General features: G+C 71.4%; 24 protein-coding genes. 20 read left to right on the top strand and 4 right to left on the bottom strand.

From position 1 onward, the window contains the following. Positions 1-107 precede the first annotated feature (107 nt). The 10 genes from ftsZ to AC3A3L_RS18285 all read left to right on the top strand — a co-directional run bounded on the left by ftsZ (position 108) and on the right by AC3A3L_RS18285 (position 7,906). A complete protein-coding gene (gene ftsZ / locus AC3A3L_RS18330; protein WP_487641478.1) occupies positions 108-1,355 on the top strand; it encodes a cell division protein FtsZ in 1,248 nt (415 codons plus the stop codon). Further along, positions 1,352-2,104 (top strand): purine nucleoside phosphorylase YfiH/LACC1 family protein, encoded by a 753-nt coding sequence (locus tag AC3A3L_RS18325; RefSeq protein ID WP_487641477.1) that lies wholly within the window; start codon positions 1,352-1,354, stop codon positions 2,102-2,104. Before ftsZ ends, AC3A3L_RS18325 begins: the two co-directional genes overlap by 4 nt. Beyond that, positions 2,101-2,802 (top strand): YggS family pyridoxal phosphate-dependent enzyme, encoded by a 702-nt coding sequence (locus tag AC3A3L_RS18320; RefSeq protein ID WP_487641476.1) that lies wholly within the window; start codon positions 2,101-2,103, stop codon positions 2,800-2,802. The genes AC3A3L_RS18325 and AC3A3L_RS18320 overlap by 4 nt, the downstream gene beginning before the upstream one ends. Positions 2,803-2,863: 61 nt before the next feature. Continuing rightward, a complete protein-coding gene (locus tag AC3A3L_RS18315; protein WP_487641475.1) occupies positions 2,864-3,349 on the top strand; it encodes a cell division protein SepF in 486 nt (161 codons plus the stop codon). Positions 3,350-3,363: 14 nt separating this feature from the next. Then, a complete protein-coding gene (locus tag AC3A3L_RS18310) occupies positions 3,364-3,657 on the top strand; it encodes a YggT family protein (protein ID WP_191196913.1) in 294 nt (97 codons plus the stop codon). Between the two features lie 105 nt (positions 3,658-3,762). Next, a complete protein-coding gene (locus tag AC3A3L_RS18305; RefSeq protein WP_487641474.1) occupies positions 3,763-4,521 on the top strand; it encodes a DivIVA domain-containing protein in 759 nt (252 codons plus the stop codon). 716 nt (positions 4,522-5,237) lie between these two features. Further along, positions 5,238-5,699 (top strand): TraR/DksA family transcriptional regulator, encoded by a 462-nt coding sequence (locus AC3A3L_RS18300; RefSeq protein WP_487641694.1) that lies wholly within the window; start codon positions 5,238-5,240, stop codon positions 5,697-5,699. Continuing rightward, positions 5,672-6,244, top strand: a complete 573-nt coding sequence (lspA, locus tag AC3A3L_RS18295; protein WP_487641473.1) for a signal peptidase II — start codon at positions 5,672-5,674, stop codon at positions 6,242-6,244. The genes AC3A3L_RS18300 and lspA overlap by 28 nt, the downstream gene beginning before the upstream one ends. Next, positions 6,241-7,179 carry an RluA family pseudouridine synthase gene (locus AC3A3L_RS18290; protein ID WP_487641472.1) on the top strand — a complete coding sequence of 313 codons (939 nt, stop codon included), beginning with the start codon at positions 6,241-6,243 and terminating at the stop codon, positions 7,177-7,179. Before lspA ends, AC3A3L_RS18290 begins: the two co-directional genes overlap by 4 nt. Before the next feature lie 28 nt (positions 7,180-7,207). After that, positions 7,208-7,906, top strand: coding sequence for a GNAT family N-acetyltransferase (locus AC3A3L_RS18285; protein ID WP_487641471.1), 699 nt, complete (start codon positions 7,208-7,210; stop codon positions 7,904-7,906). A gap of 110 nt (positions 7,907-8,016) precedes the next feature. On the opposite strand, the gene AC3A3L_RS18280 is transcribed toward AC3A3L_RS18285, so the two are convergent. Next, on the bottom strand, positions 8,017-9,153 hold the full coding sequence (locus AC3A3L_RS18280; RefSeq protein WP_487641470.1) for a ThuA domain-containing protein: 1,137 nt from the start codon (positions 9,151-9,153) through the stop codon (positions 8,017-8,019). A gap of 151 nt (positions 9,154-9,304) precedes the next feature. On the opposite strand from AC3A3L_RS18280, the gene AC3A3L_RS18275 reads away from it, so the two are divergent. From AC3A3L_RS18275 to AC3A3L_RS18260, 4 genes are all read left to right on the top strand, one after another. Then, positions 9,305-10,276 (top strand): DUF2332 domain-containing protein, encoded by a 972-nt coding sequence (locus AC3A3L_RS18275; RefSeq protein WP_487641469.1) that lies wholly within the window; start codon positions 9,305-9,307, stop codon positions 10,274-10,276. A 171-nt stretch (positions 10,277-10,447) separates the two neighbouring features. Then, a complete protein-coding gene (dnaE, locus tag AC3A3L_RS18270) occupies positions 10,448-14,011 on the top strand; it encodes a DNA polymerase III subunit alpha (protein WP_487641468.1) in 3,564 nt (1,187 codons plus the stop codon). Next, positions 14,008-14,592 carry a hypothetical protein gene (locus tag AC3A3L_RS18265; RefSeq protein WP_487641467.1) on the top strand — a complete coding sequence of 195 codons (585 nt, stop codon included), beginning with the start codon at positions 14,008-14,010 and terminating at the stop codon, positions 14,590-14,592. Before dnaE ends, AC3A3L_RS18265 begins: the two co-directional genes overlap by 4 nt. Before the next feature lie 68 nt (positions 14,593-14,660). After that, the gene (locus AC3A3L_RS18260) at positions 14,661-16,391 is read left to right on the top strand and encodes a DUF3352 domain-containing protein (protein WP_487641466.1); all 1,731 of its coding nucleotides are present in this window, start codon (positions 14,661-14,663) and stop codon (positions 16,389-16,391) included. Positions 16,392-16,400: 9 nt separating this feature from the next. On the opposite strand, the gene ybaK is transcribed toward AC3A3L_RS18260, so the two are convergent. Continuing rightward, the gene (gene ybaK, locus AC3A3L_RS18255; RefSeq protein WP_487641465.1) at positions 16,401-16,892 is read right to left on the bottom strand and encodes a Cys-tRNA(Pro) deacylase; all 492 of its coding nucleotides are present in this window, start codon (positions 16,890-16,892) and stop codon (positions 16,401-16,403) included. A gap of 16 nt (positions 16,893-16,908) precedes the next feature. Then, the gene (locus AC3A3L_RS18250) at positions 16,909-17,574 is read right to left on the bottom strand and encodes an LON peptidase substrate-binding domain-containing protein (protein ID WP_487641464.1); all 666 of its coding nucleotides are present in this window, start codon (positions 17,572-17,574) and stop codon (positions 16,909-16,911) included. An 85-nt stretch (positions 17,575-17,659) separates the two neighbouring features. Here AC3A3L_RS18250 and hisD point away from each other — a divergent pair, with 85 nt between their 5' ends. The 6 genes from hisD (at position 17,660) to AC3A3L_RS18220 (ending at position 23,883) form a co-directional block, all read left to right on the top strand. Beyond that, positions 17,660-18,976 carry a histidinol dehydrogenase gene (hisD, locus tag AC3A3L_RS18245; RefSeq protein ID WP_487641693.1) on the top strand — a complete coding sequence of 439 codons (1,317 nt, stop codon included), beginning with the start codon at positions 17,660-17,662 and terminating at the stop codon, positions 18,974-18,976. Continuing rightward, positions 18,973-20,100: a histidinol-phosphate transaminase gene (locus tag AC3A3L_RS18240; protein ID WP_487641463.1), complete on the top strand. Its 1,128-nt coding sequence runs from the start codon at positions 18,973-18,975 to the stop codon at positions 20,098-20,100. The genes hisD and AC3A3L_RS18240 overlap by 4 nt, the downstream gene beginning before the upstream one ends. Then, positions 20,097-20,705: an imidazoleglycerol-phosphate dehydratase HisB gene (hisB, locus tag AC3A3L_RS18235; RefSeq protein ID WP_487641462.1), complete on the top strand. Its 609-nt coding sequence runs from the start codon at positions 20,097-20,099 to the stop codon at positions 20,703-20,705. The genes AC3A3L_RS18240 and hisB overlap by 4 nt, the downstream gene beginning before the upstream one ends. Next, complete coding sequence (gene hisH, locus AC3A3L_RS18230) at positions 20,702-21,361, top strand: imidazole glycerol phosphate synthase subunit HisH (RefSeq protein WP_487641461.1); 660 nt, start codon at positions 20,702-20,704, stop codon at positions 21,359-21,361. The genes hisB and hisH overlap by 4 nt, the downstream gene beginning before the upstream one ends. A 59-nt stretch (positions 21,362-21,420) precedes the next feature. Beyond that, positions 21,421-22,053: a hemerythrin domain-containing protein gene (locus AC3A3L_RS18225; protein WP_487641460.1), complete on the top strand. Its 633-nt coding sequence runs from the start codon at positions 21,421-21,423 to the stop codon at positions 22,051-22,053. Between the two features lie 120 nt (positions 22,054-22,173). Then, positions 22,174-23,883, top strand: a complete 1,710-nt coding sequence (locus AC3A3L_RS18220) for an alkaline phosphatase family protein (RefSeq protein ID WP_487641459.1) — start codon at positions 22,174-22,176, stop codon at positions 23,881-23,883. Between the two features lie 13 nt (positions 23,884-23,896). On the opposite strand, the gene AC3A3L_RS18215 is transcribed toward AC3A3L_RS18220, so the two are convergent. After that, positions 23,897-24,400 (bottom strand): hypothetical protein, encoded by a 504-nt coding sequence (locus tag AC3A3L_RS18215; protein ID WP_487641458.1) that lies wholly within the window; start codon positions 24,398-24,400, stop codon positions 23,897-23,899. Between the last annotated feature and the right edge of the window lie 112 nt (positions 24,401-24,512).

Here is a 24,512-nt window from a genome sequence, read left to right as displayed (position 1 = left end):
TAACTATAACCCTCAGGCTCACGGTTAGGGTTCCGGGAGCCACCGAGGGTGTCGACCACCGTCCATCCCCAGACGTCACAGACCCACACAAGGAAGGCCCCGGAGCCGTGGCAGCAGCGCAGAACTACCTGGCGATCATCAAGGTCGTGGGCATCGGTGGTGGCGGCGTCAACGCCGTCAACCGGATGATCGAGGTCGGCCTCAAGGGCGTCGAGTTCATCGCCATCAACACCGACGCCCAGGCACTCCTCATGAGCGACGCCGACGTCAAGCTCGACATCGGCCGCGAGCTCACCCGCGGCCTCGGCGCCGGCGCCAACCCCGACGTGGGCGCCAAGGCGGCCGAGGACCACGCCGACGAGATCGAGGAGGTCATCAAGGGCGCCGACATGGTGTTCGTGACCGCCGGCGAGGGCGGCGGCACCGGCACGGGGGGTGCGCCCGTCGTGGCCCGGATCGCCCGCTCGCTGGGTGCCCTGACCATCGGCGTGGTGACGCGTCCGTTCGCGTTCGAGGGTCGCCGTCGGGCCAACTCTGCGGAGGAGGGCATCAGCCAGCTCCGCGAGGAGGTCGACACCCTCATCGTGATCCCCAACGACCGGCTGCTGTCGATCACCGACCGCAACGTGTCGATCCTCGACGCCTTCAAGCAGGCCGACCAGGTGCTGCTGCAGGGTGTCTCGGGCATCACCGACCTGATCACCACCCCCGGTCTGATCAACCTCGACTTCGCCGACGTGAAGTCCGTGATGGCCAACGCCGGCTCCGCCCTCATGGGCATCGGCTCGGCCCGCGGCGAGGACCGCGCCGTCGCGGCCGCGGAGATGGCCGTCTCGAGCCCGCTGCTCGAGGCGAGCATCGAGGGCGCGCACGGCGTGCTGCTCTCGATCGCCGGTGGCTCCGACCTCGGCCTGTTCGAGATCAACGAGGCGGCGGCGCTCGTCTCGCAGGCGGCGCACGCCGAGGCCAACATCATCTTCGGAGCGACCATCGACGACGCGCTGGGCGACGAGGTGAGGGTGACGGTGATCGCCGCCGGCTTCGACGGCGGCATGCCCAAGCGTCGCTCCGACGGCAACGTGCTGCGGCAGGGCCAGCCCGCCCAGACCCAGGAGCAGACCCGTGCGGCTGCCCGGCAGATCGCGACGAAGGAGGCGGCGCCGGCCCAGAACGCGCCCGCTCCGGCTCAGACGAGCACCACCTTCGCGCCGTCGACCCCATCGGCCCCGGCACAGTCCCCGCAGCAGTCCCAGCAGCAGTCGCAGCAGCCCGCCCAGCAGTCGGCGCCGTCGCGGCCGGCCCGTCAGGTCCAGTTCGACGACGACGACCTGGACGTCCCCGACTTCCTGAAGTGAACGTCTCTGACGCGACGGGCCTCCTGCGCCACCGCGACCGGATCGAAGGCGACCTCGTGATCGAGGTCGCCTTCACCGACGCCTCCCTGGATCTCGGGGACGCGGCGCCCGACGACCGGCGCAGCATGGCCCTGGGCGCGATCGCCGGCGTGTCGGGCACGTTGACGGCGGTGATGGACCAGGTCCACGGTGCCGACGTCGTGCACCTGGACCTGCCGGTGCCGTGGCCCGAGCGGCCGACCTGTGACGCCCTCATCACGTCGCGACCCGGCCTGTCCCTGCTCGCCCGCGCCGCCGACTGCGTGCCCGTGCTGCTCGCCGACCCGGAGGCCGGGTGGGTGGCGGCCGCGCACGCCGGTCGACCCGGCCTGGCGGCGGGAGTGGTCCCGGCCACCATCGCCGCGATGCGTGCGGAGGGCGCCGCGCCCAGCGTCGCGTGGATCGGGCCGCACGTGTGCGGCGCCTGCTACGAAGTGCCCGCGGAGATGCAGGACGAGGTCGCCGCGATCGTCCCCGAGGCGCGCTCGACCACCTCGTGGGGCACGCCTGCGCTCGACCTCGGTGCCGGGGTGCGCGCCCAGCTCGCGGCTGCGGGCATCGACGACGTACGCACTGTCGACACCTGCACGCGAGAGGACCCCGGCTGGCCGTCCTACCGCCGCGACGGCGCTGCCGCGACCCGTTTCGCCGGCGCGATCTGGATCGAGCACACACCTGCCCGCCGCGAGCGGAAGCGGTGGTCCCGGTGACGGCGCGCCGCGACGAGATCGCCGCCAACCTCGACGTCGTACGACGTCGCATCGCCGCGGCCTGCGCCGAGGCGGGGCGCCCCGAGGACGACGTGTCCCTCGTCGTCGTCACCAAGTTCTTCCCCGCCTCCGACGTCCGCGTGCTCGCCGAGCTCGGGGTCACCGACGTGGGGGAGAACCGCCACCAGGAGGCCGAGGCGAAGGCCGCCGAGTGCGCCGACCTCGGCCTGCGCTGGCACTTCATCGGCGGGCTCCAGTCCAACAAGGCCGCCGCGGTGGCGGCCTACGCCGACGTCGTCGAGTCGGTCGACCGCGCCAAGCTGGTCGCGCCCCTCTCGCGAGGCGCCCACTCGCGAGGCCACGACGTGGACGTGCTGCTCCAGGTCAGCCTCGACCCTCCGGGCGCCACCCACCGGTCCGGGGCGGACCCCGGCGACCTCGCCGACCTCGCCCAGCGCGTCGAGGAGGCCGGCATGCTCCGGCTGCGCGGCCTGATGGCCGTCGCGCCGCTGGGTGAGGAGCCCGACGTGGCCTTCGCCCGGCTCGCGGAGGTCCGCGAGGCCTTCGTCCGCGACCACCCCCGGGCCACCACGCTGTCCGCCGGGATGAGCGGCGACCTGGAGGCGGCCGTCCGGCACGGTGCGACACACGTGCGTGTCGGCTCCGCGGTCCTCGGTGAGAGGCCCGCGGTCCAGTAATGTCCACAACAGTCAACAGGCGCCCGGTCCCGGGTGCCAGGTCTAGCGGAGGAACAGTCTCATGAGCGGCGCGATGCGCAAGATCGGCGAGTACCTCGGCCTGCTCGAGGACACCGGCCACTACGACGACTACGACGGCGACACCGAGACCACGACCCACGACGCTGTCGAGCAGCGCCCGGTCCAGCGCGAGCGCCGTCCTGCCCCTGTGTCCGACCTCGCCGAGCGCCGCCGTCCGGCCTCGGTCCAGACAGGAGTCGTGGCCGAGTTGAGCCGCATCACCACCCTGCACCCCCGCAACTACAACGAGGCCCGCCTGATCGGTGAGAACTACCGTGACGGCACGCCCGTGATCATGAACCTCAGCGAGATGGACGACAACGACGCCAAGCGTCTCGTCGACTTCGCCGCCGGCCTGATCTTCGCCACCCGTGGCTCCATCGAGCGCGTGACCAACAAGGTCTTCCTGCTCTCGCCGCCCAACGTCGCCATCTCGGCGGAGGACAAGGAGCGGATGGCGGAGGACGGGTTCTTCAACCAGAGCTGACCCATACTTCTCTCGTGCAAGCCTTCGGTCAGGTCCTCTACGTCATCCTGCTGCTCTTCATCGCGCTGCTGTGGGTGCGTTTCGTCGTCGACTGGGTCCAGGTGTTCGCGCGCCGGTGGGAGCCCCGCGGGCCGCTGCTGGTCGCGCTGGAGGGCGTCTACTCGGCGACCGACCCGCCGATCGTGGCGCTGCGCCGCGTCGTCCCACCGCTGCGGATCGGCCAGGTCGCCCTCGACCTGAGCTTCCTGCTGGTGATGGTGGGAGCATGGCTGCTGCTCAACGTGGTCGCCACCATCTTCGGCCTCTAGAACCATCCGTCACACGGGTCACTGTGCCCGGTGGCATTCCGGGCGCTATTGTCTCCTGACAGCAGAGCCACCGTGATATTCGATCGTGAAAGTTTGGGTGAGGTCATGCCGCTGACGCCTGAGGACGTGAGCAACAAGCGCTTTACGCCTGTCCGCCTCCGTGAGGGCTACGACATGGGCGAGGTGGACCAGTTCCTCGACGAGGTCGAGGCCGAGCTCGCCCGGCTCACCAAGGAGAACGACGACCTGCGGGCCAAGCTGTCGGCCGCGCAGTCCGGTGCGCCGACGTCCGCTCCCGCGCCTGCGTCGTTCGCCCCCGCCGCTCCGGAGCCGGAGCCCGAGCCGGAGCCGGAGCCGGAGCCCCAGCGGCCCGCGCCGGCACCCGTCGCCGCCGCGGCGCCGGTGCAGACGATGCGCGTGGAGACCGTGCCGGAGGCGTCCAACGCCGCCGCCCGCCTCCTCGAGATCGCGACGCGCAACGCCGACGAGCTCGTCGAGGACGCCAAGAACGAGGCCGACCGCATCGTCGGTGCCGCGCGCACCAAGGCCGAGCGCGTCGAGTCCGAGGCCAAGACCAAGGCCGACCGCATGGAGGCCGACGCCCGCCAGCGTTCGCAGATGCTCGACTCGGAGACCGCCGAGCGCCGCCAGCAGATGTTCGGTGACCTGGAGAAGGAGCGCGACAAGCTCAACAGCGACGTCGAGACCCTCCGCCAGTTCGAGCGCGAGTACCGCTCCCGCCTGAAGACCTACTTCACGCAGCAGCTGGAGGCACTCGCCAGCGGCAGCGAGACGCAGGCTCCGGTCGACAGCGGCAACGCGCCGAAGCGCCTCCGCTCCGTGCTGGGTGACGACGACAGCTGATCGCCGCACCTCACACAACTGTCGAGGACGACCACCCCCCAGGGGTGGTCGTTCTCGCATTTCGGCGAGCCGAGGTTGGTTCGTCAGGGTGCACCGGCTAGCCTCCCTGCCACCGTGTGGTTCCCACCACACCTGACGGATGCGGGAGGCCCTCGGAGATGGCTGGCACCACGCGCAAGTCCCTGGCCGGCACCGCCGCCGCCGCTGCGAAGCGGGTGATCGGCCGCAAGCGCGCCGCGACGCCGGACGAGTCCGCCACCACGGCTCCCGCGAAGAAGAGCACGGCCACGAAGGCCACGGCCAAGAAGGCCACCGCCGAGAAGGCCACCGCCGAGAAGGCCACCGCCAAGAAGGCCACGGCCAAGAAGAGCACGGCCACGAAGAGCACGGCCAAGAAGAGCACGGCCACGAAGAGCACCGCCACGAAGAGCACCGCCAAGAAGGCCGCCACGAAGAGCACCGCCGCGAAGGCCGCGACCACGAAGGCCGCGGCAGCCACTCCCACGAAGAAGGCGTCCGCCACGAAGAAGGCGTCCGCCACGAAGAAGGCGTCCGCCACGAAGAGTCCGGCCACGAAGGCGGCTCCCGCCAAGGTGGCCCAGAAGAGTCCGGCGAAGGCGGCGAGCAAGAAGGCGCCGACGAAGAAGACCGCGACGAAGAAGACCGCCGCGACGTCCGCATCCACCACCTCGACCCCCACGAAGAAGGCTGCACCCGTGACGAAGGCCGCTCCGACGCCCGCCAAGAAGGCCGCGCCGGCGAAGAAGGTACGCAAGGCCACCCCCTCCACGCTCGTGGTGCTGGACGGCGAGGACCCGTGGACCAGGGGTGAGCTCAACGAGGTCGTGAAGGAGCTCAAGGAGCACCGCGACCGGCTCGCCGCCATCGTGGGCGAGTCCGAGCAGGAGCTGGCGGGCCTGATGCGCGACGCCGGCGACGGGGCCGGGCACGACCAGGCCGACGTCGGTGCGACCAGCTTCGAGCGCGACCACGAGCTGACCGTCCTGGCGCGCGAGCGGGAGACGCTGGTGCAGATCGAGCGGGCGCTGGCCCACATCGAGGACGGCTCCTACGGCGTCTGCGACTCCTGCGGCAACCCCGTGGGCAAGAATCGGTTGATGGCGGTGCCCCATGCCACACTGTGCATGTCATGCAAGCAGCGCGAGGAGCGTCGCTGAACCCCAGCGACCAGGCCGACCCCGTCCCGTCCCGACCCCGCGTGGATGCGCGGTTGGTGTTCGCCGCAGTGGCCCTGCTGGCCTACGGCCTCGACCTCGCCAGCAAGCAGTGGGCGCTGGCCGAGCTGGCCGACGGTGACATCCCGGTCCTCGGTGACTGGTTGACGTTCCACCTGACGTTCAACCCGGGCGCGGCGTTCAGCACCGGCACCGACTTCACCATCGTGTTCACCTGCCTGGCGATGGTCGCGGTCGTGGTCGTGCTGTGGCTCAGCCGCCGGATCCGCAGCACCGGCTGGGCGCTCGCGCTCGGCCTGCTGCTGGGCGGCGTGGCCGGCAACCTCACCGACCGCATCGTGCGCGAGCCGGAGCCGTTCCACGGGCACGTCGTCGACTTCCTGATGCTCCCCAACTGGCCGGTCTTCAACGTCGCCGACATGTGCATCAACATCGCCGCCGGCCTGATCATCCTCCAGACGTTCCGCGGCATCGCCCTCGACGGCAGCCGCGACTCCGACCGCGGATCGAGGCACGAGGCGGCGTGACCACCCACGCCGAGCAGCGCACGGTCCTCGTCCCCGACGGCCTGGCCGGAGAGCGCGTCGACGCCGCGATGGCGCGGATGTTCGGGTTCTCCCGCACCAAGGCCGCCGACCTCATCGCCCAGGGCCTCGTGCACGTCGACGGCGCGTCCGTCGGCAAGAGCGACCGGGTCGACGCGGGGGCGATGCTCGACGTGACCATCCCGGCCGAGCGCGACCCGCTCGAGGTGAAGCCCGAGATCGTCGAGGGGATCCGGATCATCCACGACGACGACGCCATCGTGGTGATCGACAAGCCGGTCGGCGTGGCCGTGCACCCCTCGCCGGGCTGGACCGGTCCCACCGTGGTCGGCCACCTCGCCGGTGCCGGGTTCCGCATCTCCACCAGCGGCGCGAGCGAGCGGCAGGGCATCGTCCAGCGCCTCGACGTCGGCACCAGCGGCGTGATGGTCATCTGCAAGTCCGAGCACGCCTACTCGGTGCTGAAGAACGCCTTCCGGCACCGCACGGTCGACAAGACCTACCACGCGCTCGTCCAGGGCCACCCCGACCCGCTGTCCGGCACGGTCGACGCCCCGATCGGCCGCCACCCGCACCACGACTACAAGTTCGCCGTGATGGCGGACGGTCGCCACAGCGTGACCCACTACGAGACGCTCGAGGCGCACCGCTTCGCCAGCCTGCTGGAGGTGCACCTCGAGACGGGGCGCACCCACCAGATCCGCGTGCACATGAGCGCGCTCAAGCACCCGTGCGTGGGCGACCTGACCTACGGCGCCGACCCCACGCTGGCCAGGCGGCTCGGTCTCGAGCGGCAGTGGCTGCACGCCATGCGCCTCGGCTTCGACCACCCGGAGACGGGTGACTACGTCACCTACGAGTCGACCTACCCGGACGACCTCGCGCACGCGCTCGACGTGATCCGTGACTTGTCCTGAGGAACGCGTGGAGCGCGTGTCACGAAGCGTGAGCACTGAGCTGACGCTCCGCCCGGTCACCATCGACGACCTCCCGGCCGTCGCCGAGCTGCACCTCGCCGCGCGGCGCGGGGCCGGTGACGCCTTCCCGCCGTCCGTGCACCCCGACCACGAGGCGCGTGCGTGGGTCGCGGGCTGGGACCTGGCGGCGTACGACGTCTGGGTGGCCGAGCGCGGCGGGGAACCGGCCGGCTACGCGCGCTGGACAGCGACCTGGCTCGACGACCTCTACGTCCACCCCGACCACCAGGGCCACGGTGTCGGGACCGCGCTCTTCGAGCTCGTCGCGTCGGCGCGCCCGGCTGGCTTCTGCCTGTGGGTCTTCGAGTCCAACGAGCCGGCCCGGGCGTTCTACCGGCGGCACGGGTGCCTCGAGCTCGAGCGCACCGACGGCTCGGCCAACGAGGAGGGTGCGCCGGACATCCGTGTGGCATGGCCCGGCGCCGACCCGTTGGCGTTCCTGCGCGGTCTGATCGACGAGACGGACCTCGTGCTCGGTGACGTCCTGGCGCGCCGGACGGCACTGACCCGGGCAGTGCAGGCGGTGAAGCCGTCGACCGAGCGCGACCCTGTGCGTGAGGCGGAGATCGCCGAGCGGGTGGCCGGGGTGGTGCCCGAGCTCGGTGTGGAGCGGGTGGCCCGCATCGTCGACCTCATCATCACCGAGTCGCTCGACGCGTCCCGCTGAGCGGGCACCCCTCCACGCGCGACGACCGGCCACGCCCGGGTCGGGCGCGGCCGGTCGTCGACCGGTGGTGCGTCAGGTGGTGCTCCAGGTGGTGCGTGGTCGGGCGGTGGTCACCAGCCGACCAGGCCGCCCTGCCACTCCTGCAGGTCGGCGAGCTTGTCGACGATCGTGTCGTCCTGCAGCCCGTGGGCCTTGCCCTTGGCCTGCTTCAGGATGTGCGCGGCCCGGGCGTGGTCGCCGGCGTCGGCTGCCGCCTCCGCGGACGCCAGGTAGGCGGCCACGTCGCTGCTGAGCTTGGCGTTGCGGTTGCCGCCGGCCTCGCCGAGGTCACTCGTGATCTTCTCGACCTCCGGGAAGGTCACGCAGTTGCCGCCACCCTCGACGACACCCGCGGTCCACTCGATGCCGCCGAGCAGGTGCTCGAGGAACAGCGGGTCGCTGTAGGCCGCGTCGACGTGGCCGGCTCCCTCGTACCAGGAGCGGCCGCCCTCGAAGTTGTGGCACCAGGCGATCGGGTGGTCGGCGCCCATCGCGCCGTTGCCCGGGTTGTAGGTCGACTCGTCGAGCGTGAGCAGGACGTGCACGTCCTCGCGCGGGTTGGACGTGAAGTTGTACCACTCGTCGAAGCGCGACCACTGCTTCGGCAGCATCGTCGTCGACGGGTGGTTCGGGCTCTCGACGACCATCGTGGCCTGCTGCTGCGCCGGGTGGTTGCGGAACCGCGCAGAGCCGCCGGTCAGCTCGCTGAACCACGGGACGGCATGCATCTCGTCGGTGGCCGCGTGGAGGCCGACGAAGCCGCCGCCCTGACGGATGTAGCCCTGGAACGCCGCCAGCTCGGCGTCGTCCAGGGTGCGGGGGCTGGCCGGGTTCTGGCTGTTCGTGCCGTCGACGGGCGAGGCGAACATGATGGTGGCGTACTTCGACAGGGCCTCGGTGCTCGTGAACGGCGTCGTCGCCATGGACAGCGCGGGCTGGCCGGGCGAGCGGCCGATCGGCGGGTCCCAGACGTCGACGGTGAAGCCGTGCTCCTGGCCCAGCTTGATCACCGCGTTGGTGGTGTCGTCGATGTGGGAGTGGCGGAAGCCGAGCGTCTTGCCGACGACGAGCACCTTGTAGGGCTCGGCAGCTGCAGCGGCGCTGGTGGCGGGGTCGGACTCGGCACCGGCGGAGGCGTAGCTGGCCCCCGTCAGCAGCAGGGCGCCGGCGGCGAGGCCGGTGGTGAGCAGGCTGAGCGGTTTCCTCATGAGTCGTCCTTCTCGGGATGGGGGGAGTTTGTTTGTTTGGAACCCAAACAAATGGCCTGGGTGGAACGCTATGTGACCCACGTCACCTAGGTCAACGCCCCCGCCCGGACTACGAGCGCGTGCCAGGCAGGTGGTCAGGGATGATCAGCAGGTGCTGCTCTACGACGACGTGGTGGCGGAGTACCGCGACTTCGCGACCTACGCGGCGGGCGACTCGCCCTGCTTCGAGTCCTGGGCGCTGGGTGTCGCGGACGACGAGGAGGTCCTTGCCTGGCTGGGGACGCTGCCGCCCGTCAAGCGACAGCCCAACCTCGTCTTCGCCGCCGCCCGGTGGCACGGCGCCCCGGCCCCGGCGTCGTACGACTCGCTCCGCACGGTGCTGAGGGAGCAGGAGCCGGCCGTGCGCGCCACCGTCATGGCCCGGGCCACCCAGACCAACGAGGTCGGCCGCCTGGCGACGCTCGCGCCCGTCCTGGGACTGGTCGCACAGGCCGAGGGGCCGCTGTCCCTGATCGAGGTGGGGGCCAGCGCGGGGCTGTGCCTCTTCCCGGACCGCTACGACTACGCCTGGCCACCGACGGGCGAGCTGCGGGGGAGCGGGGGACCCGTGCTGACCGCGCGAGCGTCGGGGCCGCTGCCCGTGCCCGCCTCGCACCCGGACGTCGGGTGGCGGGGTGGCGTCGACCTCAACCCGCTCGACGTCGCGGACCCGGACGCGATGGCGTGGCTGGAGAACCTGGTCTGGCCCGAGCAGGACGAGCGCCGGGCCAGGCTCCGGGCTGCGGTCGCGGTGGCCCGCCGCGAGCCACCGGCGCTGCGCCGGGGCGACCTCTTCGACCACCTGCCCGACCTGCTCGACGAGGCGGCCCCGCACGGCACGCCGGTGGTGTTCCACTCGGCCGTCATCGCCTACCTCGAGGAGCCCGACCGGGCGCGCTTCCACGACCTGATGACGCGCCTCGTCGGCGAGGGCCGGTGCCGGTGGATCAGCAACGAGGGGAGGCGGGTCCTGCCCCGCGTCGCGGGCGGGTCGGACGCACCGTCGGGGCGGTTCGTGACCGCGCTGGACGGCGTCGCCGTGGCCTGGAGCCACGGCCACGGTCACGCGATCGACTGGCTGTGAGCGCGGCGCCCCGGGCGGTCCGGATCGGGTCGAGTGTCCTGTCGGTGGGGGCGGGCACACTGACGTAGGCTGACTGCTCTTCCCCCTCCTTCTGGATGCACCGCTGCGCAGTCAGCAACCGCTCCACCGATCGACCCGTCAGCGACCCCGAAAGGCGCGGAAGTCTCCTCCATGTCGTCCGGCTCCTCCACCAGCTCCGCGGACAACTTCGTGCACCTCCACGTGCACACCGAGTACTCGATGCTCGACGGGGCGTCGCTCCTCGACGGCCTGTTCGCCCGCACCAGCGAGCTCGGCATGCCGGCCATCGCGATGACCGACCACGGCAACCTCCACGGCGCCTACGACTTCTACCGCAAGGCCAGGCAGCACGGCGTGAAGCCGATCATCGGCATCGAGGCCTACCTCACCCCCGGCACCATGCGCGGGGAGCGTCGCCGGGTCCGCTGGGGCCAGGGCGACGTGGCCGAGGAGGGCGGCAAGGACGTCGCCGGCGGTGGCGCCTACACCCACATGACGATGTGGGCCGAGACGACCGAGGGGATGCACAACCTCTTCCGGCTCGCCAGCCTGGCCAGCATCGAGGGCTACTACTACAAGCCCCGCATGGACCGAGAGCTGCTCCAGCGCTACTCGAAGGGCATCATCGCCAGCACCGGGTGCCTGTCCGGCGAGATCCAGACCCGGCTGACGCTCGGCCAGTACGACGAGGCGCTCCGCGCCGCCGGGGAGTTCCAGGACATCTTCGGCAAGGACAACTTCTACCTCGAGCTGATGGACCACGGCATCGCCGCCGAGCGGGCCACGCGCAAGGACCTGCAGAGGATCGCCGCGACCCTCGGCCTGCCGACGATCGTCACCAACGACACCCACTACACCAACCCCGAGGACGCCGACGGCCAGGACGCCCTCATCTGCGTCGCCTCCGGCAAGCGGCTGGCCGACACCAACCGGCTCAAGTTCGACGGCGGCGGCTACTACATCAAGTCCGCCGCCGAGATGCGTGAGCTGTGGGCCGACGTCCCCGAGGGATGCGACAACACGCTCGAGATCGCCGAGCGGTGCAACGTCGAGTTCGTCGAGTCCACGGGCGGCTACATGGCCCGCGCCGACGTCCCCGAGAGCGAGACCGAGGAGTCCTGGTTCCGCAAGGAGGTGTGGCGCGGCATCGAGGCGCGCTACCCCGGCGAGCGACTGACCCAGGAGGTCAAGGACCGGGTCGAGATGGAGCTCGGCGTCATCTCGCAGAAGGGCTACTGCGGCTACTACCTCGTGGTCGCCGACTTCATCCAGTGGTCCAAGCGCAACGGCATCCGGGTCGGCCCGGGTCGAGGCTCCGGTGCGGGCTCGATCGCCGCCTACGCCCTGAGCATCACCGACCTGTGCCCCCTCGAGCACGGCCTGTTCTTCGAGCGGTTCCTCAACCCCGAGCGTCCGTCGATGCCCGACTTCGACATCGACTTCGACGACGCCCGCCGCGGCGAGGTCATCAAGTACGTCACCGAGAAGTACGGCACCGAGCGGGTGGCCCAGATCGCGACCTTCGGCCGGCTCAAGTCCAAGGCCGCCATCAAGGACGCGGCGCGCGTGCTCGACCACGGCTTCGCGATCTCCGACCGCATCACCAAGGCGCTGCCCCCCGACGTGATGGGCAAGGGCGTCGCGCTCAAGGACATCTTCGACCCCCAGCACAAGCGCTACAACGAGGGCGGCGAGTTCCGCGCGCTGCACGACTCCGACCCCGATGTGCGCACCATCTTCCACACCGCGCTCGGCCTCGAGGGCCAGATCCGCAACTGGGGCGTGCACGCCGCCGGCGTGATCATGTCGAGCGAGCCCATCATCGACGTCGTACCCATCATGGCGAGGCCGCAGGACGGCGCCGTCATCACCCAGTTCGACTATCCGATGTGCGAGTCGCTCGGGCTCGTCAAGATGGACTTCCTCGGCCTCTCCAACCTCCGCATCCTCGAGGACGCGCTGGCCAACATCCAGGCCAACCGCGACGAGACCGTCGTGCTGGAGGAGCTGCCGTTCGACGACCGGGCCACCTACGAGCTGATGGGCCGCGGCGACACGCTGGGCGTCTTCCAGCTCGACGGCTCGGGCATGCGGGCGCTGCTGCGCTCCCTGCAGCCCGACGCCTTCGCCGACATCACGGCGGTCAGCGCCCTCTACCGCCCCGGCCCGATGGGCGCCGACTCGCACAACAAGTACGCCCGCCGCAAGAACGGCCGCGAGGCGATCGAGCCGATCCACCCCGCCCTCGCCGAGGCGCTCGAGCCGGTCCTGGGGGAGACCTACGGCCTGATCGTCTACCAGGAGCAGGTCATGGCGATCGCCCAGGTGCTCGCCGGCTTCACCCTGGGTGCCGCTGACAACCTCCGCCGCGCGATGGGCAAGAAGAAGAAGGAGGAGCTCGACAAGCAGTACGCCGGCTTCCAGGCCGGCATGCTCGAGCGCAACTTCCCGCAGGTCGCGATCGACAAGCTGTGGGAGATCCTGCTCCCGTTCTCCGACTACGCCTTCAACAAGTCGCACTCCGCCGCCTACGGCGTCATCACCTACTGGACCGCCTACCTCAAGGCCAACTACCCAGCCGAATACATGGCCGCGCTCCTGACGTCCGTCAAGGACGACAAGGACAAGATGGCCATCTACCTCAACGAGTGCCGGCGCATGAAGATCCAGGTCCTCCCGCCCGACGTCAACGAGTCGCACGCCAACTTCACCCCGGTGGGCAACGACATCCGCTTCGGCCTCACCGCGGTGCGCAACGTCGGAAGCAACGTCGTCGACCGGATCGTCGGCGCCCGCGAGGAGAAGGGCCGCTACACCGACTTCAACGACTTCATGGACAAGGTCCCCGCGCTGGTCTGCAACAAGCGGGTCGTCGACTCGCTGATCAAGGCCGGCGCCTACGACGACATGAAGCACCGGCGTCGTGCGCTCTCGATCATCCACGAGGACGCCGTCGAGAAGTACGTCCAGGCGAAGAAGGACGACGAGAGCGGGCAGGACTCGCTCATCGACATGTTGATGCCGGACGACGTGGGGGCCGCCGGTGCGACGGTCGTGATCCCGGACGTCGACGACTGGGACAAGATGACCCTGCTCGGCCACGAGCGCGAGATGCTCGGCCTCTACGTCTCCGACCACCCGCTCCTCGGGCTCGAGCACGTCCTCTCCCAGGGCACCGACTGCACCATCGGCCAGCTCATGCTCGACGAGGACCGGCCGCACAACTCCACGATCACCGTCAGCGGCCTGATCACGTCGGTCTCGCGCAAGATCACCAAGCGCGGCGACCCGTGGGCGACGATCACGCTCGAGGACCTCGACGGCGCCATCGAGGTGCTGCTGTTCCCGAGCTCCTACACGCTGGCCTCGACCCTCCTCGTCGAGGACAACATCGTGCGGATCAAGGGCCAGCTCTCGCGCGACAAGGACCAGCCCGAGCTGCGCGCGCAGGAGGTGACGGCCCCCGACCTGACCCAGGGGCCGACCGGCCCGGTCGTGATCAGCCTGCCGTCCACGCGGTGCACCCCGCCGGTCGTCGCCCAGCTGCGCGACGTCCTCGGCACCCACCCCGGGATGACCGAGGTGCAGCTGCGACTGCTCACCCGCAGCTCGACCAAGGTGCTGCGCCTCGACGACAACCTGCGCGTCAGCCCGAGCCCCGCTCTCTTCGCCGACCTCAAGCAGCTGCTCGGGCCCGGCTGCCTCACCGGATGAGCGAGGCGACGGTGACGCCCGGCGGGCCGGACGTGGCGCCCGAGACGCGGACCGGCGCGCCGCGCCGGCTGGTGCTGCGCCTCGCCTCCGTGCTCGGGCTCTTCGTCGCGGCCGGGGCGGCCGGCGGTGTGCTCTGGGAGCGGTTGTGGAGCGCACCCACCGGCGTCGCCTACCGGGGCCACTGGTACCTCGAGCCGGCCGGGCCGGACTTCTCCTTCGAGGGCATCGCGCTCTTCGTCCTCATCGCCTTCCCGATCGGCCTGGTGCTGGCGGTGCTGGTCGGTCTGTGGCGCGGCGGCGAGACCGTCACGGTGGTGGGGGTGCTCGTCTCGGCGGTGGTCGCTGCGGGCGTGATGTACGCCGTCGGCAGCGCGCTCGGGCCCCCCGACCCGCAGGTGCTCGCAGCGGGCCGACCCGACTACACGCCGCTGCCCGGCGACCTCGGCCTGACCGCGCCCGACCGAGGCCGGGTGCCGTGGCACTCGACCGCCCTGGTCGCCCTGCCCGTCGGCGCGATGTGCGGCCTCGTCGGGACCTATCTCTTGGGGAACAGAGGGTTCGCCGGGCGCTTGCGTGGGTAGGCTTGCGCCGCCCGCAAGTGGGCAGTCCCGGCGCCGTCGGGACCCGTGCAACGGGGGAGCAGAGCGACATGAGCATCACACCGGGCGGTCCGGCCGACGGGCCTGAGTACCTCGAGGGATCGGGTCCGTCGCAGACGGCGCCCGACAACGACAACAAGAAGCGGCTGATCGCGGTGGGCGCGATCGTCGCCGGCGGGGCGGTCGTCGCCGGCGGCGCGTGGGCGGCCACCAGCTTCTTCTCCACCGGTGCGCAGCCCGCGGAGGCGCTGCCGAGCTCGACGGTCGCCTACTTCAGCGTGGACCTCGACCCCGCCGGTGGTCAGAAGATCGAGGCGATCAAGACGCTGCGCAAGTTCCCCGCGTTCACCGACAAGGTCGACCTCGACACCGACGACGACCTGCGTGAGCGCCTCTTCGAGGAGGTCACGAAGTCCGGCGAGTGCGAGGGCCTCGACTACTCCTCCGACGTGAAGCCGTGGCTCGGCTCCCGTGCCGCGATGGCCGTCGTCGACCTCGGCGAGGACGAGCCCGCCCCGGTCGGCGTGATCCAGGTCAGCGACGCCGGCAAGGCCGACGACGGCATGGCCAAGCTGGTCGAGACCTGTGGCGGCAGCACCGACGGCGAGGCCGGCGGCTGGGTCGTCGACGGCGACTGGATGGTCGTCGGCGAGACGAAGGAGGTCGCCCAGCAGGTCGTCGACGCGACCGACGGCGGCACGCTGGCTGCCGACTCCGCCTTCGGCCAGTGGACGGGCGAGGCGGGCGACGACGGCTTCATGTCGATGTACGTCGCCAAGTCCGCGGCGAAGTACCTCGAGGACGCGGTCGGCATGAGCGGCATGAGCGGCCTGGGTGGCGTGACCGGCGGTCCATGGCTGTCGGACGACGCCCCGATGGGGTTCGACGAGGACTGCCTCACTGACGCCACCACGCCCGAGGAGATGGACGCCTGCTTCAGCGAGTCCACCGACCCCTCGGACGCCACCTCGTCGGAGGAGATCCCGCCGGAGCTCCAGCAGATGATCAACGACTTCGACGGCGCCGCCGCCACGGTCCGCTTCAACGACGGTGCGGTCGAGGTCGAGTACGCCATGTCGGACTACCAGAAGGACCTGACGAAGTTCATCGACAGCAAGGAAGGCGTCGACATGGTCTCCGGGCTGCCGGAGGACACCGTTGCCGCCTTCGGCTTCGCGCTCTCCGAGGGTTGGGCCCAGGGCATGCTCGACTACGTCAAGACGCTCGCGCCCGACGAGGCCGCGACGATCGACGACGAGCTCGCGCAGTTCGAGAGCGAGACCGGCCTCGCCTTCCCCGAGGACGTCGAGACGCTCCTCGGCGACGGCGTGACGGTCTCGGTCGGCGGCGGGATCGACCCCGACGCGATCGCCAACGGCGGCCCGGGCGAGATCCCGGCCGGCATCAGGATCAAGGGCGACGCCGACGAGATCCAGGCCGTGCTCGACAAGATCAGCGAGGTCGCCGGGCCCGAGGCCGAGCAGTACCTCCAGGTCACCGAGGGTGACGGCTACGCCGTGCTGGCGCTCCAGGACGACTACCGCAGCAAGCTCGAGGGTCAGGGCGACCTCGGCGGCAGCGAGGCCTACTCGAAGGTGGTCGACGGCGACGCGGAGTCGGTGTTCTTCGTCGACTTCGACGCCGACGACGACTGGCTGGTGCGGCTCACCGGCGACGAGCCCGAGCTCAGCAAGAACCTCGAGCCGCTCGCAGCCTTCGGTGTCAGCGGCTGGGTGGACGGCGACGTCGTCCACGGCATGGTGAAGCTCACGACCGACTGAACGGCCTCGTCAGCGACCGATGGTGGCGGTCACCGCTCCGGTGATCGCCACCAGGTCGGTCGGCGCGAGCTCGAGGTCGAAGCCGCGCTGTCCGCCCGAGACGAGGATCGTGTCGTGGTCGAGCGCCGAGGCGTCGAGCACCGTGCGGTGCCGGCGTTTCTGACCGACCGGCGAGATGCCGCCAGCGACGTAGCCGGTGGCCCGCTCGGCGGCCGCCACCTCGGCCATCACCGCCTTGCTGCCGCCGAGGGCGCGGGCCAGGGCCTTGAGGTCGAGCTGGCCGGTGACCGGCACGATGCCGACGACGAGCGAGCCGTCGAGCGAGGCCAGCAGGGTCTTGAAGACGCGCGCCGGATCGACGTCGAGCGCCTCGGCCGCCTCGGCGCCGTACGACTCGGCGCGGGGGTCGTGGTCGTAGGCCCTGACCTCGAAGGCGATGCCGGCAGCCGACAGCGCGACCGTGGCCGGCGTACCCCCGGCGCCGCGCGCCCTTTTCGCCATCAGGTGGTCCCGCCCGTCAGTTGGGTGACCACGCGGTGCGGGCCACCTGGGTGGCCGGCAACGACGGGATGACGTTGATCGCGCGGAGCTCCTCGGTCAGCATCCGGGTCACCAGCGTGAGCCGCTCGGTGGCGTCCTCCGCCTCCAGCAGCGACTGCCGCTCCGCCATGGGCAGCGGCGCCAGGGCGGACAGCGTCCACGCGAGGTAGTCGGGGTCGCGGGGGAGCGTGCCGCTGAAGGGGTCTCCCTGCAGCTCGGTCATCGCCGCGCGGAACGCGGTGAAGGTCGCGCGGGCCCGCTCGAGGACCTCGGCCGGCACGTCCACCTCCGGCTCGGGGAGCACGACGGCGAGGCCCTGCGGGTAGTCGGCGCCCCGCTGCATCTCCTCGAGGACCAGTCGCTCGCGGGCCACGGCGACGATGTCGAAGGTGCCGTCGTCGCGCCGGTCGACCTCGGTCAGCTGCAGCACGCAGCCGACGCGGTAGACCGACTGGGCGCCGTGGTCGCCGACCTCGTAGCCCTCGCGGATCGCGACGGTGCCGAAGACCCGCTGCGCGGGGTCGTCCTGCTCGAGGAGGTGGCGCACCAGCATCCGGTAGCGGTCCTCGAACACGTGGAGCGGCACGCTCATGCCCGGGAACACCACGGTGCTCAGCGGGAACATCGGTAGCGGCTCGCTCACACCCACGACACTAGTGGCCGCTGTCCACCGCTGGCCCGCGACTTCGGGTCGACCCGCGGAGGAACCTAGAATCGGGGGCATGTCCCTGATCCGTCGCATCGACCTGCGGGGCGCCGACACGGCGTCCGTCGACTACCGCGCGAGCGTGCCTCGCGCCGAGTTCGACGTCGAGGCCGCCACGCATCAGGTGCAGCCGATCCTCGACGCGGTCCGGTCCCGCGGTGTCGAGGCGATCACCGACTTCTCCGCCCGTTTCGACGGCGTGCAGAGCGACGACATCGCGGTGCCGCGCGAGGCGCTCACGACCGCGCTGGAGGCGCTCGACCCGGCCGTGCGGGCCGGTCTCGAGGAGTCGATCCGTCGCCTGCGCGCCACCTGCGAGGCCGAGCTCGAGCGCGACGTCACGAGCCAGGTCGCCCCCGGCGCGACCGTCACCCACCGCAAGGTGCCCATCGGCCGCGTCGGTCTCTACGTGCCCGGCGGGCTCGCCCCGCTGGTGAGCAGCGTCGTCATGAACGTCGTCCCGGCCCAGGTCGCCGGGGTGCGATCGATCGCGCTCGCGAGCCCGCCGCAGAAGGAGCGCGGGGGCCTGCCGGAGCCGACGATCCTCGCTGCCTGCGCCCTGCTCGGCGTCGACGAGGTCTACGCCGTCGGCGGCGCCCAGGCGATCGCGATGTTCGCCTACGGCGCCGGTCCGTGCGCCCGCGTCGACCTCGTGACGGGGCCGGGCAACATCTACGTCGCGGCCGCGAAGCGGTTGCTCCGCGGCGTCGTCGGCATCGACTCCGAGGCCGGGCCCACCGAGATCGCGATCCTGGCCGACGACAGCGCGGAGGCCGCGTTCGTCGCCGCCGACATGGTCAGCCAGGCCGAGCACGACCCGATGGCGGCGTCGGTGCTGGTCACCGACTCGCTGGAGCTCGCCGACGCGGTCGAGGCCGAGCTCGACAAGCAGGTCTTCGCCACCCGCCACACCGAGCGGATCCGCACGGCGCTGGGCGGGCGGCAGTCCGCGATCGTGCTGGTCGACGACATGGACCAGGGTGTCGCCGTGGTCGACGCCTACGCCGCCGAGCACCTCGAGGTCGTCACCCGCGACGCCGCCGCACACGCCGCGCGTGTTCGCAACGCCGGCGCGATCTTCGTCGGCGCCTGGTCGCCGGTGTCGCTCGGCGACTACTGCGCAGGGTCCAACCACGTGCTGCCGACGGCCGGCTGCGCCTGCCACTCCAGCGGGCTCTCCGTGCGTGCGTTCACCAAGTCGGTGCACGTCATCGACTACTCGCGCGAGGCGCTCGCCGAGGTCGCCGACCACGTGGTGACGCTGGCCGAGGCGGAGGACCTGCCGGGCCACGGCCAGGCGGTCAGCGTCCGGTTCGACAGCGACCGGCTCCAGCCGTGACCGGGCCGTTCCCACCCCTGCGCGAGGAGCTGCGGGGGATCGAGCCCTATGGTGCGCCCCAGCTCACGCTGGAGCAGGCGCCCGTGCAGCTCAACGTCAACGAGAACCCCTACGGTCCCTCGCCCGAGGCGGCGGCCGACATCGCCCGTGCCGTCGGTGCGGCGGCGGTGTCGCTGAACCGCTATCCCGACCGCGAGTTCGTCGAGCTGCGCACCGCGCTGGCGGCGTACCTCGACAGCTCGGGCGGCACGGGCATCACCCCCGAGATGGTGTGGGCGGCCAACGGGTCCAACGAGGTCATGCTGCAGCTGCTGCAGGCCTTCGGGGGGCCGGGGCGCGTCGCGCTGTCGTTCGCCCCGACGTACTCGATGTACCCCGAGTACGCCCGCGACACGATGACCGAGTGGGTGGCCGGGCACCGCGCAGAGGACTTCTCACTCGACCTCGACGCCGCGCGCCGGCTGGTGGAGGAGCGCCGACCCGCGGTCGTGCTCCTGCCCAGCCCCAACAACCCGACCGGGACGGCGCTGCCGCCCGAGGCGGTCACCATGCTGTGCGAGGCGGCCGCGTCCTACGAGCCCGGCGGCGTCGTGGTCGTCGACGAGGCCTACGGCGAGTTCCGTCGCGCCGGGACCCCGAGCGCGCTCGAGCTGCTGCCGCGGCACCGCAACCTCGTCGTCACCCGCACCATGAGCAAGGCGTTCGCCCTGGCCGGTGCGCGACTCGGCTACCTCGCGGCCGACCCCGCGATCTGCGACGCGATCCGCGTCGTGCGGCTGCCCTACCACCTCTCGGCCGTCACCCAGGCGACGGCACTGGCGGCGCTGCGGCACGCGCCCGAGCTGCTCGGCAAGGTCGACGACCTGCGAGCCGAGCGGGACGCGACGGTGGCCTGGCTGCGGGAGCAGGGCCTCGAGGTCGCCGACTCCGACGCCAACTTCGCGCTGTTCGGCCGGTTCGCCGACCGCCACGCGGTCTGGCAGGGTCTGGTCGACCGCGGTGTGCTCATCCGCGAGACCGGTCCCGGCGGGTGGCTGCGCGTGTCGATCGGCACGGCCGCGGAGATGGCAGCCTTCAAGAAGGCCCTGCTGGACACAATCGAGACGACGAAGGAGCTCGCATGAGCCGCACCTCCAAGATCGAGCGCACCACCAAGGAGTCCGGCGTCCTCGTCGAGGTCGACCTCGACGGCACCGGCCGCTCCGACGTGTCCACAGGCGTGGGGTTCTACGACCACATGCTCGACGCCTTCGCCCGTCACTCGCTGGTCGACCTGGTCGTCCAGACCACCGGCGACACGCACATCGATGCCCACCACTCGGTCGAGGACACCGCCATCGTGCTCGGCCAGGCACTGCGCGAGGCCCTCGGTGACAAGGCAGGCATCCGCCGCTTCGGCGACGCCACGGTGCCGCTCGACGAGGCGCTGGTCCAGGCCGTCGTCGACGTGTCGGGTCGACCCTACTGCGTGCACACGGGTGAGCCGGAGGGCCAGGAGTACGTCGCCATCGGCGGCACCGGCGCCACCTACATGGGCTCCCTGACGCGCCACGTCTTCGAGACGATCTCCTTCCACGCCCACCTCGCGCTCCACGTGCGGGTGCTCGGCGGTCGCGACCCGCACCACGTGGTCGAGGCGCAGTTCAAGGCCTTCGCCCGCGCCTTCCGCGACGCCGTGGCGATCGACCCCCGCGAGACCGGCGTACCGTCGACGAAGGGCAGCCTGTGACGGTTCCGGACGTCGTCGTCCTCGACTACGGCTCGGGCAACCTCCGCTCGGTCGTGCGGGCCGTCGAGCGCGCCGGTGCCACGGTCACGCTGACCGGTGACTTCGACACCGCGCTCGCGGCCGACGGCCTCGTGGTGCCCGGCGTGGGCGCCTACGCCGCGTGCATGGCGGGCCTGCGCGAGATCAAGGGCGAGCGGATCATCGGCCGGCGCCTGGCGGGCGGACGGCCGGTGCTCGGCATCTGCGTCGGCATGCAGATCCTGTTCGCGGGCGGCGTCGAGCACGGCGTCGAGACCGAGGGATGCGACGAGTGGCCTGGACTGGTCACCCGCCTCGAGGCGGACGTCGTGCCCCACATGGGCTGGAACACCGTCGAGGCGCCCGGGGGGACGCGGCTGTTCGCGGGGGTCGAGGACGAGCGCTTCTACTTCGTGCACTCCTACGCCGCGCGCTCGTGGGACCTCGTCACCAACGACCGCACGGCCGCACCGCTGGTGACGTGGGCCGAGCACGGGGGAGACCGGTTCGTCGCAGCGGTGGAGAACGGTCCGCTCTCCGCGACCCAGTTCCACCCGGAGAAGTCCGGTGACGCCGGCGCCGCGCTGCTGCACAACTGGGTCTCCTCGTTGACGGTGTCGGCGCAGGGCGCTCGCTGACCGGGAGATACCCCGAGATCGGGTCGCCGCGGTCCGGGCCCGCTCGCTAACGTCCGGGCATGACGGGGACCCTGAGCATGAACCAGATCATCCATGCGGCGGTGCGCCGCGACGTGAGCCGGACCGAGCACGCACTGCGCACGCTGCCCGACGGTGACACGGCGCGCGCCCGCGAGATCCGCACCGCCTGGCGCAACCTGGTCCGGGAGCTCACCCACCACCACGAGGCCGAGGACGAGCACGTGTGGCCGTTCCTCCAGTCGCGGGGCGTGGACCTCACGCTGCTCGAGGAGATGGAGTCCGAGCACGTCGCGATGAAGCAGGCGCTGGCGTCGGTGTCGACCAGCCTCGACGAGGTCGTCGCCGCGCCGTCCTCGATGAACGCCTCGGCCGCAGCCGACGAGGTCGCCCGGGCACGCGAGGTGATCAACGGCCACCTCGACCACGAGGAGCGTGACGTCGAGGGTCCGATGGGCGCGTTGAAGGACGACGAGGAGTTCAAGGCACTGACCAAGAAGCTCCGCCCGGCCAGCCCGGTCGACGCCGCCAACTCGCTCGCCTGGATGCAGGACGGGGCAGGGGAGCGGGAGCTCTCCTCGCTGAGGGCGACCATCCCCGCACCGGTGGTCGCGATACTGACCCGCTTCGTCGCGCGCCGCTACCGCCGTGAGGTCGCCCCCGTCTGGCGCTGACGGCACCCGGCCGTCGCCGGTCGCGGACCTACCCATCCCTGGGGATTGCCGGGGGTGCGGGCCGGGTCTACGTTCGGCTCACGGACCGCGGCAGCGTGGCCGCGCCGGGAGGGAGTCGTGATGGCTCAGCGCCGTGCCCGCCTGCTCACCGTCGTCGCCGCCGCCGCGGTCGCGCTCACCGTCGCCGGCACCCAGTCGGGTGCGCAGGCCGGGGGCCGTGGCGGACACGGACCGCAACCCGTGGCGAAGCCGACGAAGGTCGTGGTCATCGTCGTCGACGCGCTCAGCAAGGAGATCGTCGACCGGTACGACATGCGCAACGTGCAGGCGCTGATGAAGGACGGCGTCGACACGCCGAAGGGATATCTCGGCCACACCGGCTCCGTCACGGTCGTCACCCACAACGTGCTCACGACGGGAGCGTCGCCCAAGCACATGGGCTGGACCACCGAGGGCTACCGCGACGTGAAGGGGCTGCTCGGCGCTCCCGGTGGCCTCTACCTCACCAGCAACTTCGGCCGCGCCCAGATGGCGCCGCTCCAGGAGGCCGCCGGCTACCCGCACCTGTCCGACTACCTGGACGACACCGGCAAGGTCTTCACGGTCAGTCCGAAGGGGTACGCCGCATGGGGGCTCAGCGGCCCCGGGTCGGCGAACACGTCGACGATCACGTTCGGGAGCGGCCCGAGCTGCACCGACCCCGACGGTTCGACCACCCGCTACCGCCAGCCGACGGGGTGGAACGTGCCGGCGTACTTCTCCGCCGCCTGCGGCTCCCGCTGGCTGGTGCGGCGCGACACGATCTACGACACCGGCCAGTACCCGGCGCAGCTCTACCCCGCCACCGACAACCGCTACGTCGTGGGCCACGACCCCGTCCAGCAGGGCGGTGACGTCTGGGCCACCGATGCGGTCCTCGAGATCATGGGGAACGAGGCAGACGGGTGGAGCGGCATCTTCGTCAGCCTCCCCGGCGTCGACAAGGCCGCGCACATGTGGGGAGGCGTCAACGACCCCGAGGGCGCGACACCGGGCTACGACCCGATGACGCACATGCGGTACGCCACCCGGACCGCCGACGCCCAGGTCGGCCGGATCATGCAGGCGCTCGAGGACAGCGGCCAGCTCGACGACACGCTCGTCGTCCTCACCGCCGACCACGGGTCCGTCGCGGCCGGCGAGGGCCACTTCCACGGCGACTTCGAGCCGGTGAACGACTACGGCTACTTCAACTGGTACTACGGCTCGCCGGCCAACGACGTGCCGTACCTCCGCCCGCAGCAGGCGCTGCGACCGCTCATCGAGGGCACCGACGACGGCACCGGCCAGACCAACGTCGGCTTCTCCTACAGCGACTCCTCGCTCAACGTGTGGCTGAAGGACCAGTCGCCCGCTGCGGTCGCCGACGCGGCGGCCATCATGGAGGACCTGCCCGACGTGACCGCGGTGTGGCAACGCGACGGCGACCACTACGACAGGGTGTCCCCGGTGCGCTGGGACCGGATGCACGGCGCCGAGAAGCGGTGGTTCGCCACCAAGGCCCAGGAGCTCGTCGACACCCAGGCCGCCGACTACGGTCCCGACCTGGTCGCCACGCTGCCCGACGACACGACGTACTCCGTCCTGGGCGACCACGGCGGCATCCAGCGCTCCGCCCAGCAGGTCCCGATCGTCTTCGCGGGCGCCGGCACCTCCCACAAGGACCTGCGGGCCGAGGTGCGGTCGGTCGACGTCATGCCGACGATCCTGCGGGCGATGGGCATCACGCCGACCCACCCGATGGACGGCATCGCCTACGAGCTGCCGACCCGGAGGGGCGGCGGTCACTAGGCCGCTCGGGTGCTCACCTGCTCCGCTCGTCCGACTCCGCCAGATCCTTCAGGGTCAGCAGCTGCTTGCGCGCCATCACCAGGTCGCCGACCGAGAGGGCCGGCGCGAGCCAGCGGCTGGCGCGCGCGACGACCTCGAGCACGAGGCGTACGTCGCCATCCCACGGCAGGACGGCGTACGACATGTGGGCGCCCATGATCGTCGCCGTGAGCTCGCGGCCGGGGTCGACCGACACCACCCGGCCCTGGTCGCGGCCGAGGGCGTGCGTGAACGGGTCGCCGACGCGGGGGTCCGGCAGGTCGCGAGGGTCGCGCGGAGACCGTCGGCCGAGGTTGTCGACGAGGTCGTACGGGTAGGGCGCGACCCGCACCTGGCGCAGACGCGCCCACACGGTGCCGGGCTCGGCGTGCACGGTGACGCCACGCCACGCCTCCAGGGTCGGCGCGGGGACGAACACGTCGCAGCCATAGGGACGGCGCACCTCGGCGTCGCTGACGCCCCAGCGGTCGCCGATCATGGGCCCACGCTAGCGCTCGATCTGGCCGCGCCGAGCGGAGAACTGCGGCCGCGCGACAGCCCACGGCCCGAGACCCTGTCGCCCGGCCGCAGTTCTCGAGGAGCGGGTCCTC

Source organism: Nocardioides sp. Soil_C_8 (assembly GCF_057656315.1).
This window is presented reverse-complemented; position numbering and strand designations above follow the sequence as displayed.

Excerpts from the sequence above, each read along its gene's own strand:
- AC3A3L_RS18315 (WP_487641475.1), top strand. The coding sequence starts at position 2,864 with ATGAGCGGCGCGATGCGCAAGATCGGCGAGTACCTCGGCCTGCTCGAG.
- AC3A3L_RS18305 (WP_487641474.1), top strand. The coding sequence starts at position 3,763 with ATGCCGCTGACGCCTGAGGACGTGAGCAACAAGCGCTTTACGCCTGTC.
- lspA (WP_487641473.1), top strand. The coding sequence starts at position 5,672 with ATGCAAGCAGCGCGAGGAGCGTCGCTGAACCCCAGCGACCAGGCCGAC.
- AC3A3L_RS18280 (WP_487641470.1), bottom strand. The coding sequence starts at position 9,153 with ATGAGGAAACCGCTCAGCCTGCTCACCACCGGCCTCGCCGCCGGCGCC.
- dnaE (WP_487641468.1), top strand. The coding sequence starts at position 10,448 with ATGTCGTCCGGCTCCTCCACCAGCTCCGCGGACAACTTCGTGCACCTC.
- AC3A3L_RS18265 (WP_487641467.1), top strand. The coding sequence starts at position 14,008 with ATGAGCGAGGCGACGGTGACGCCCGGCGGGCCGGACGTGGCGCCCGAG.
- AC3A3L_RS18260 (WP_487641466.1), top strand. The coding sequence starts at position 14,661 with ATGAGCATCACACCGGGCGGTCCGGCCGACGGGCCTGAGTACCTCGAG.
- ybaK (WP_487641465.1), bottom strand. The coding sequence starts at position 16,892 with ATGGCGAAAAGGGCGCGCGGCGCCGGGGGTACGCCGGCCACGGTCGCG.
- hisB (WP_487641462.1), top strand. The coding sequence starts at position 20,097 with ATGAGCCGCACCTCCAAGATCGAGCGCACCACCAAGGAGTCCGGCGTC.
- AC3A3L_RS18225 (WP_487641460.1), top strand. The coding sequence starts at position 21,421 with ATGACGGGGACCCTGAGCATGAACCAGATCATCCATGCGGCGGTGCGC.
- AC3A3L_RS18220 (WP_487641459.1), top strand. The coding sequence starts at position 22,174 with ATGGCTCAGCGCCGTGCCCGCCTGCTCACCGTCGTCGCCGCCGCCGCG.
- AC3A3L_RS18215 (WP_487641458.1), bottom strand. The coding sequence starts at position 24,400 with ATGATCGGCGACCGCTGGGGCGTCAGCGACGCCGAGGTGCGCCGTCCC.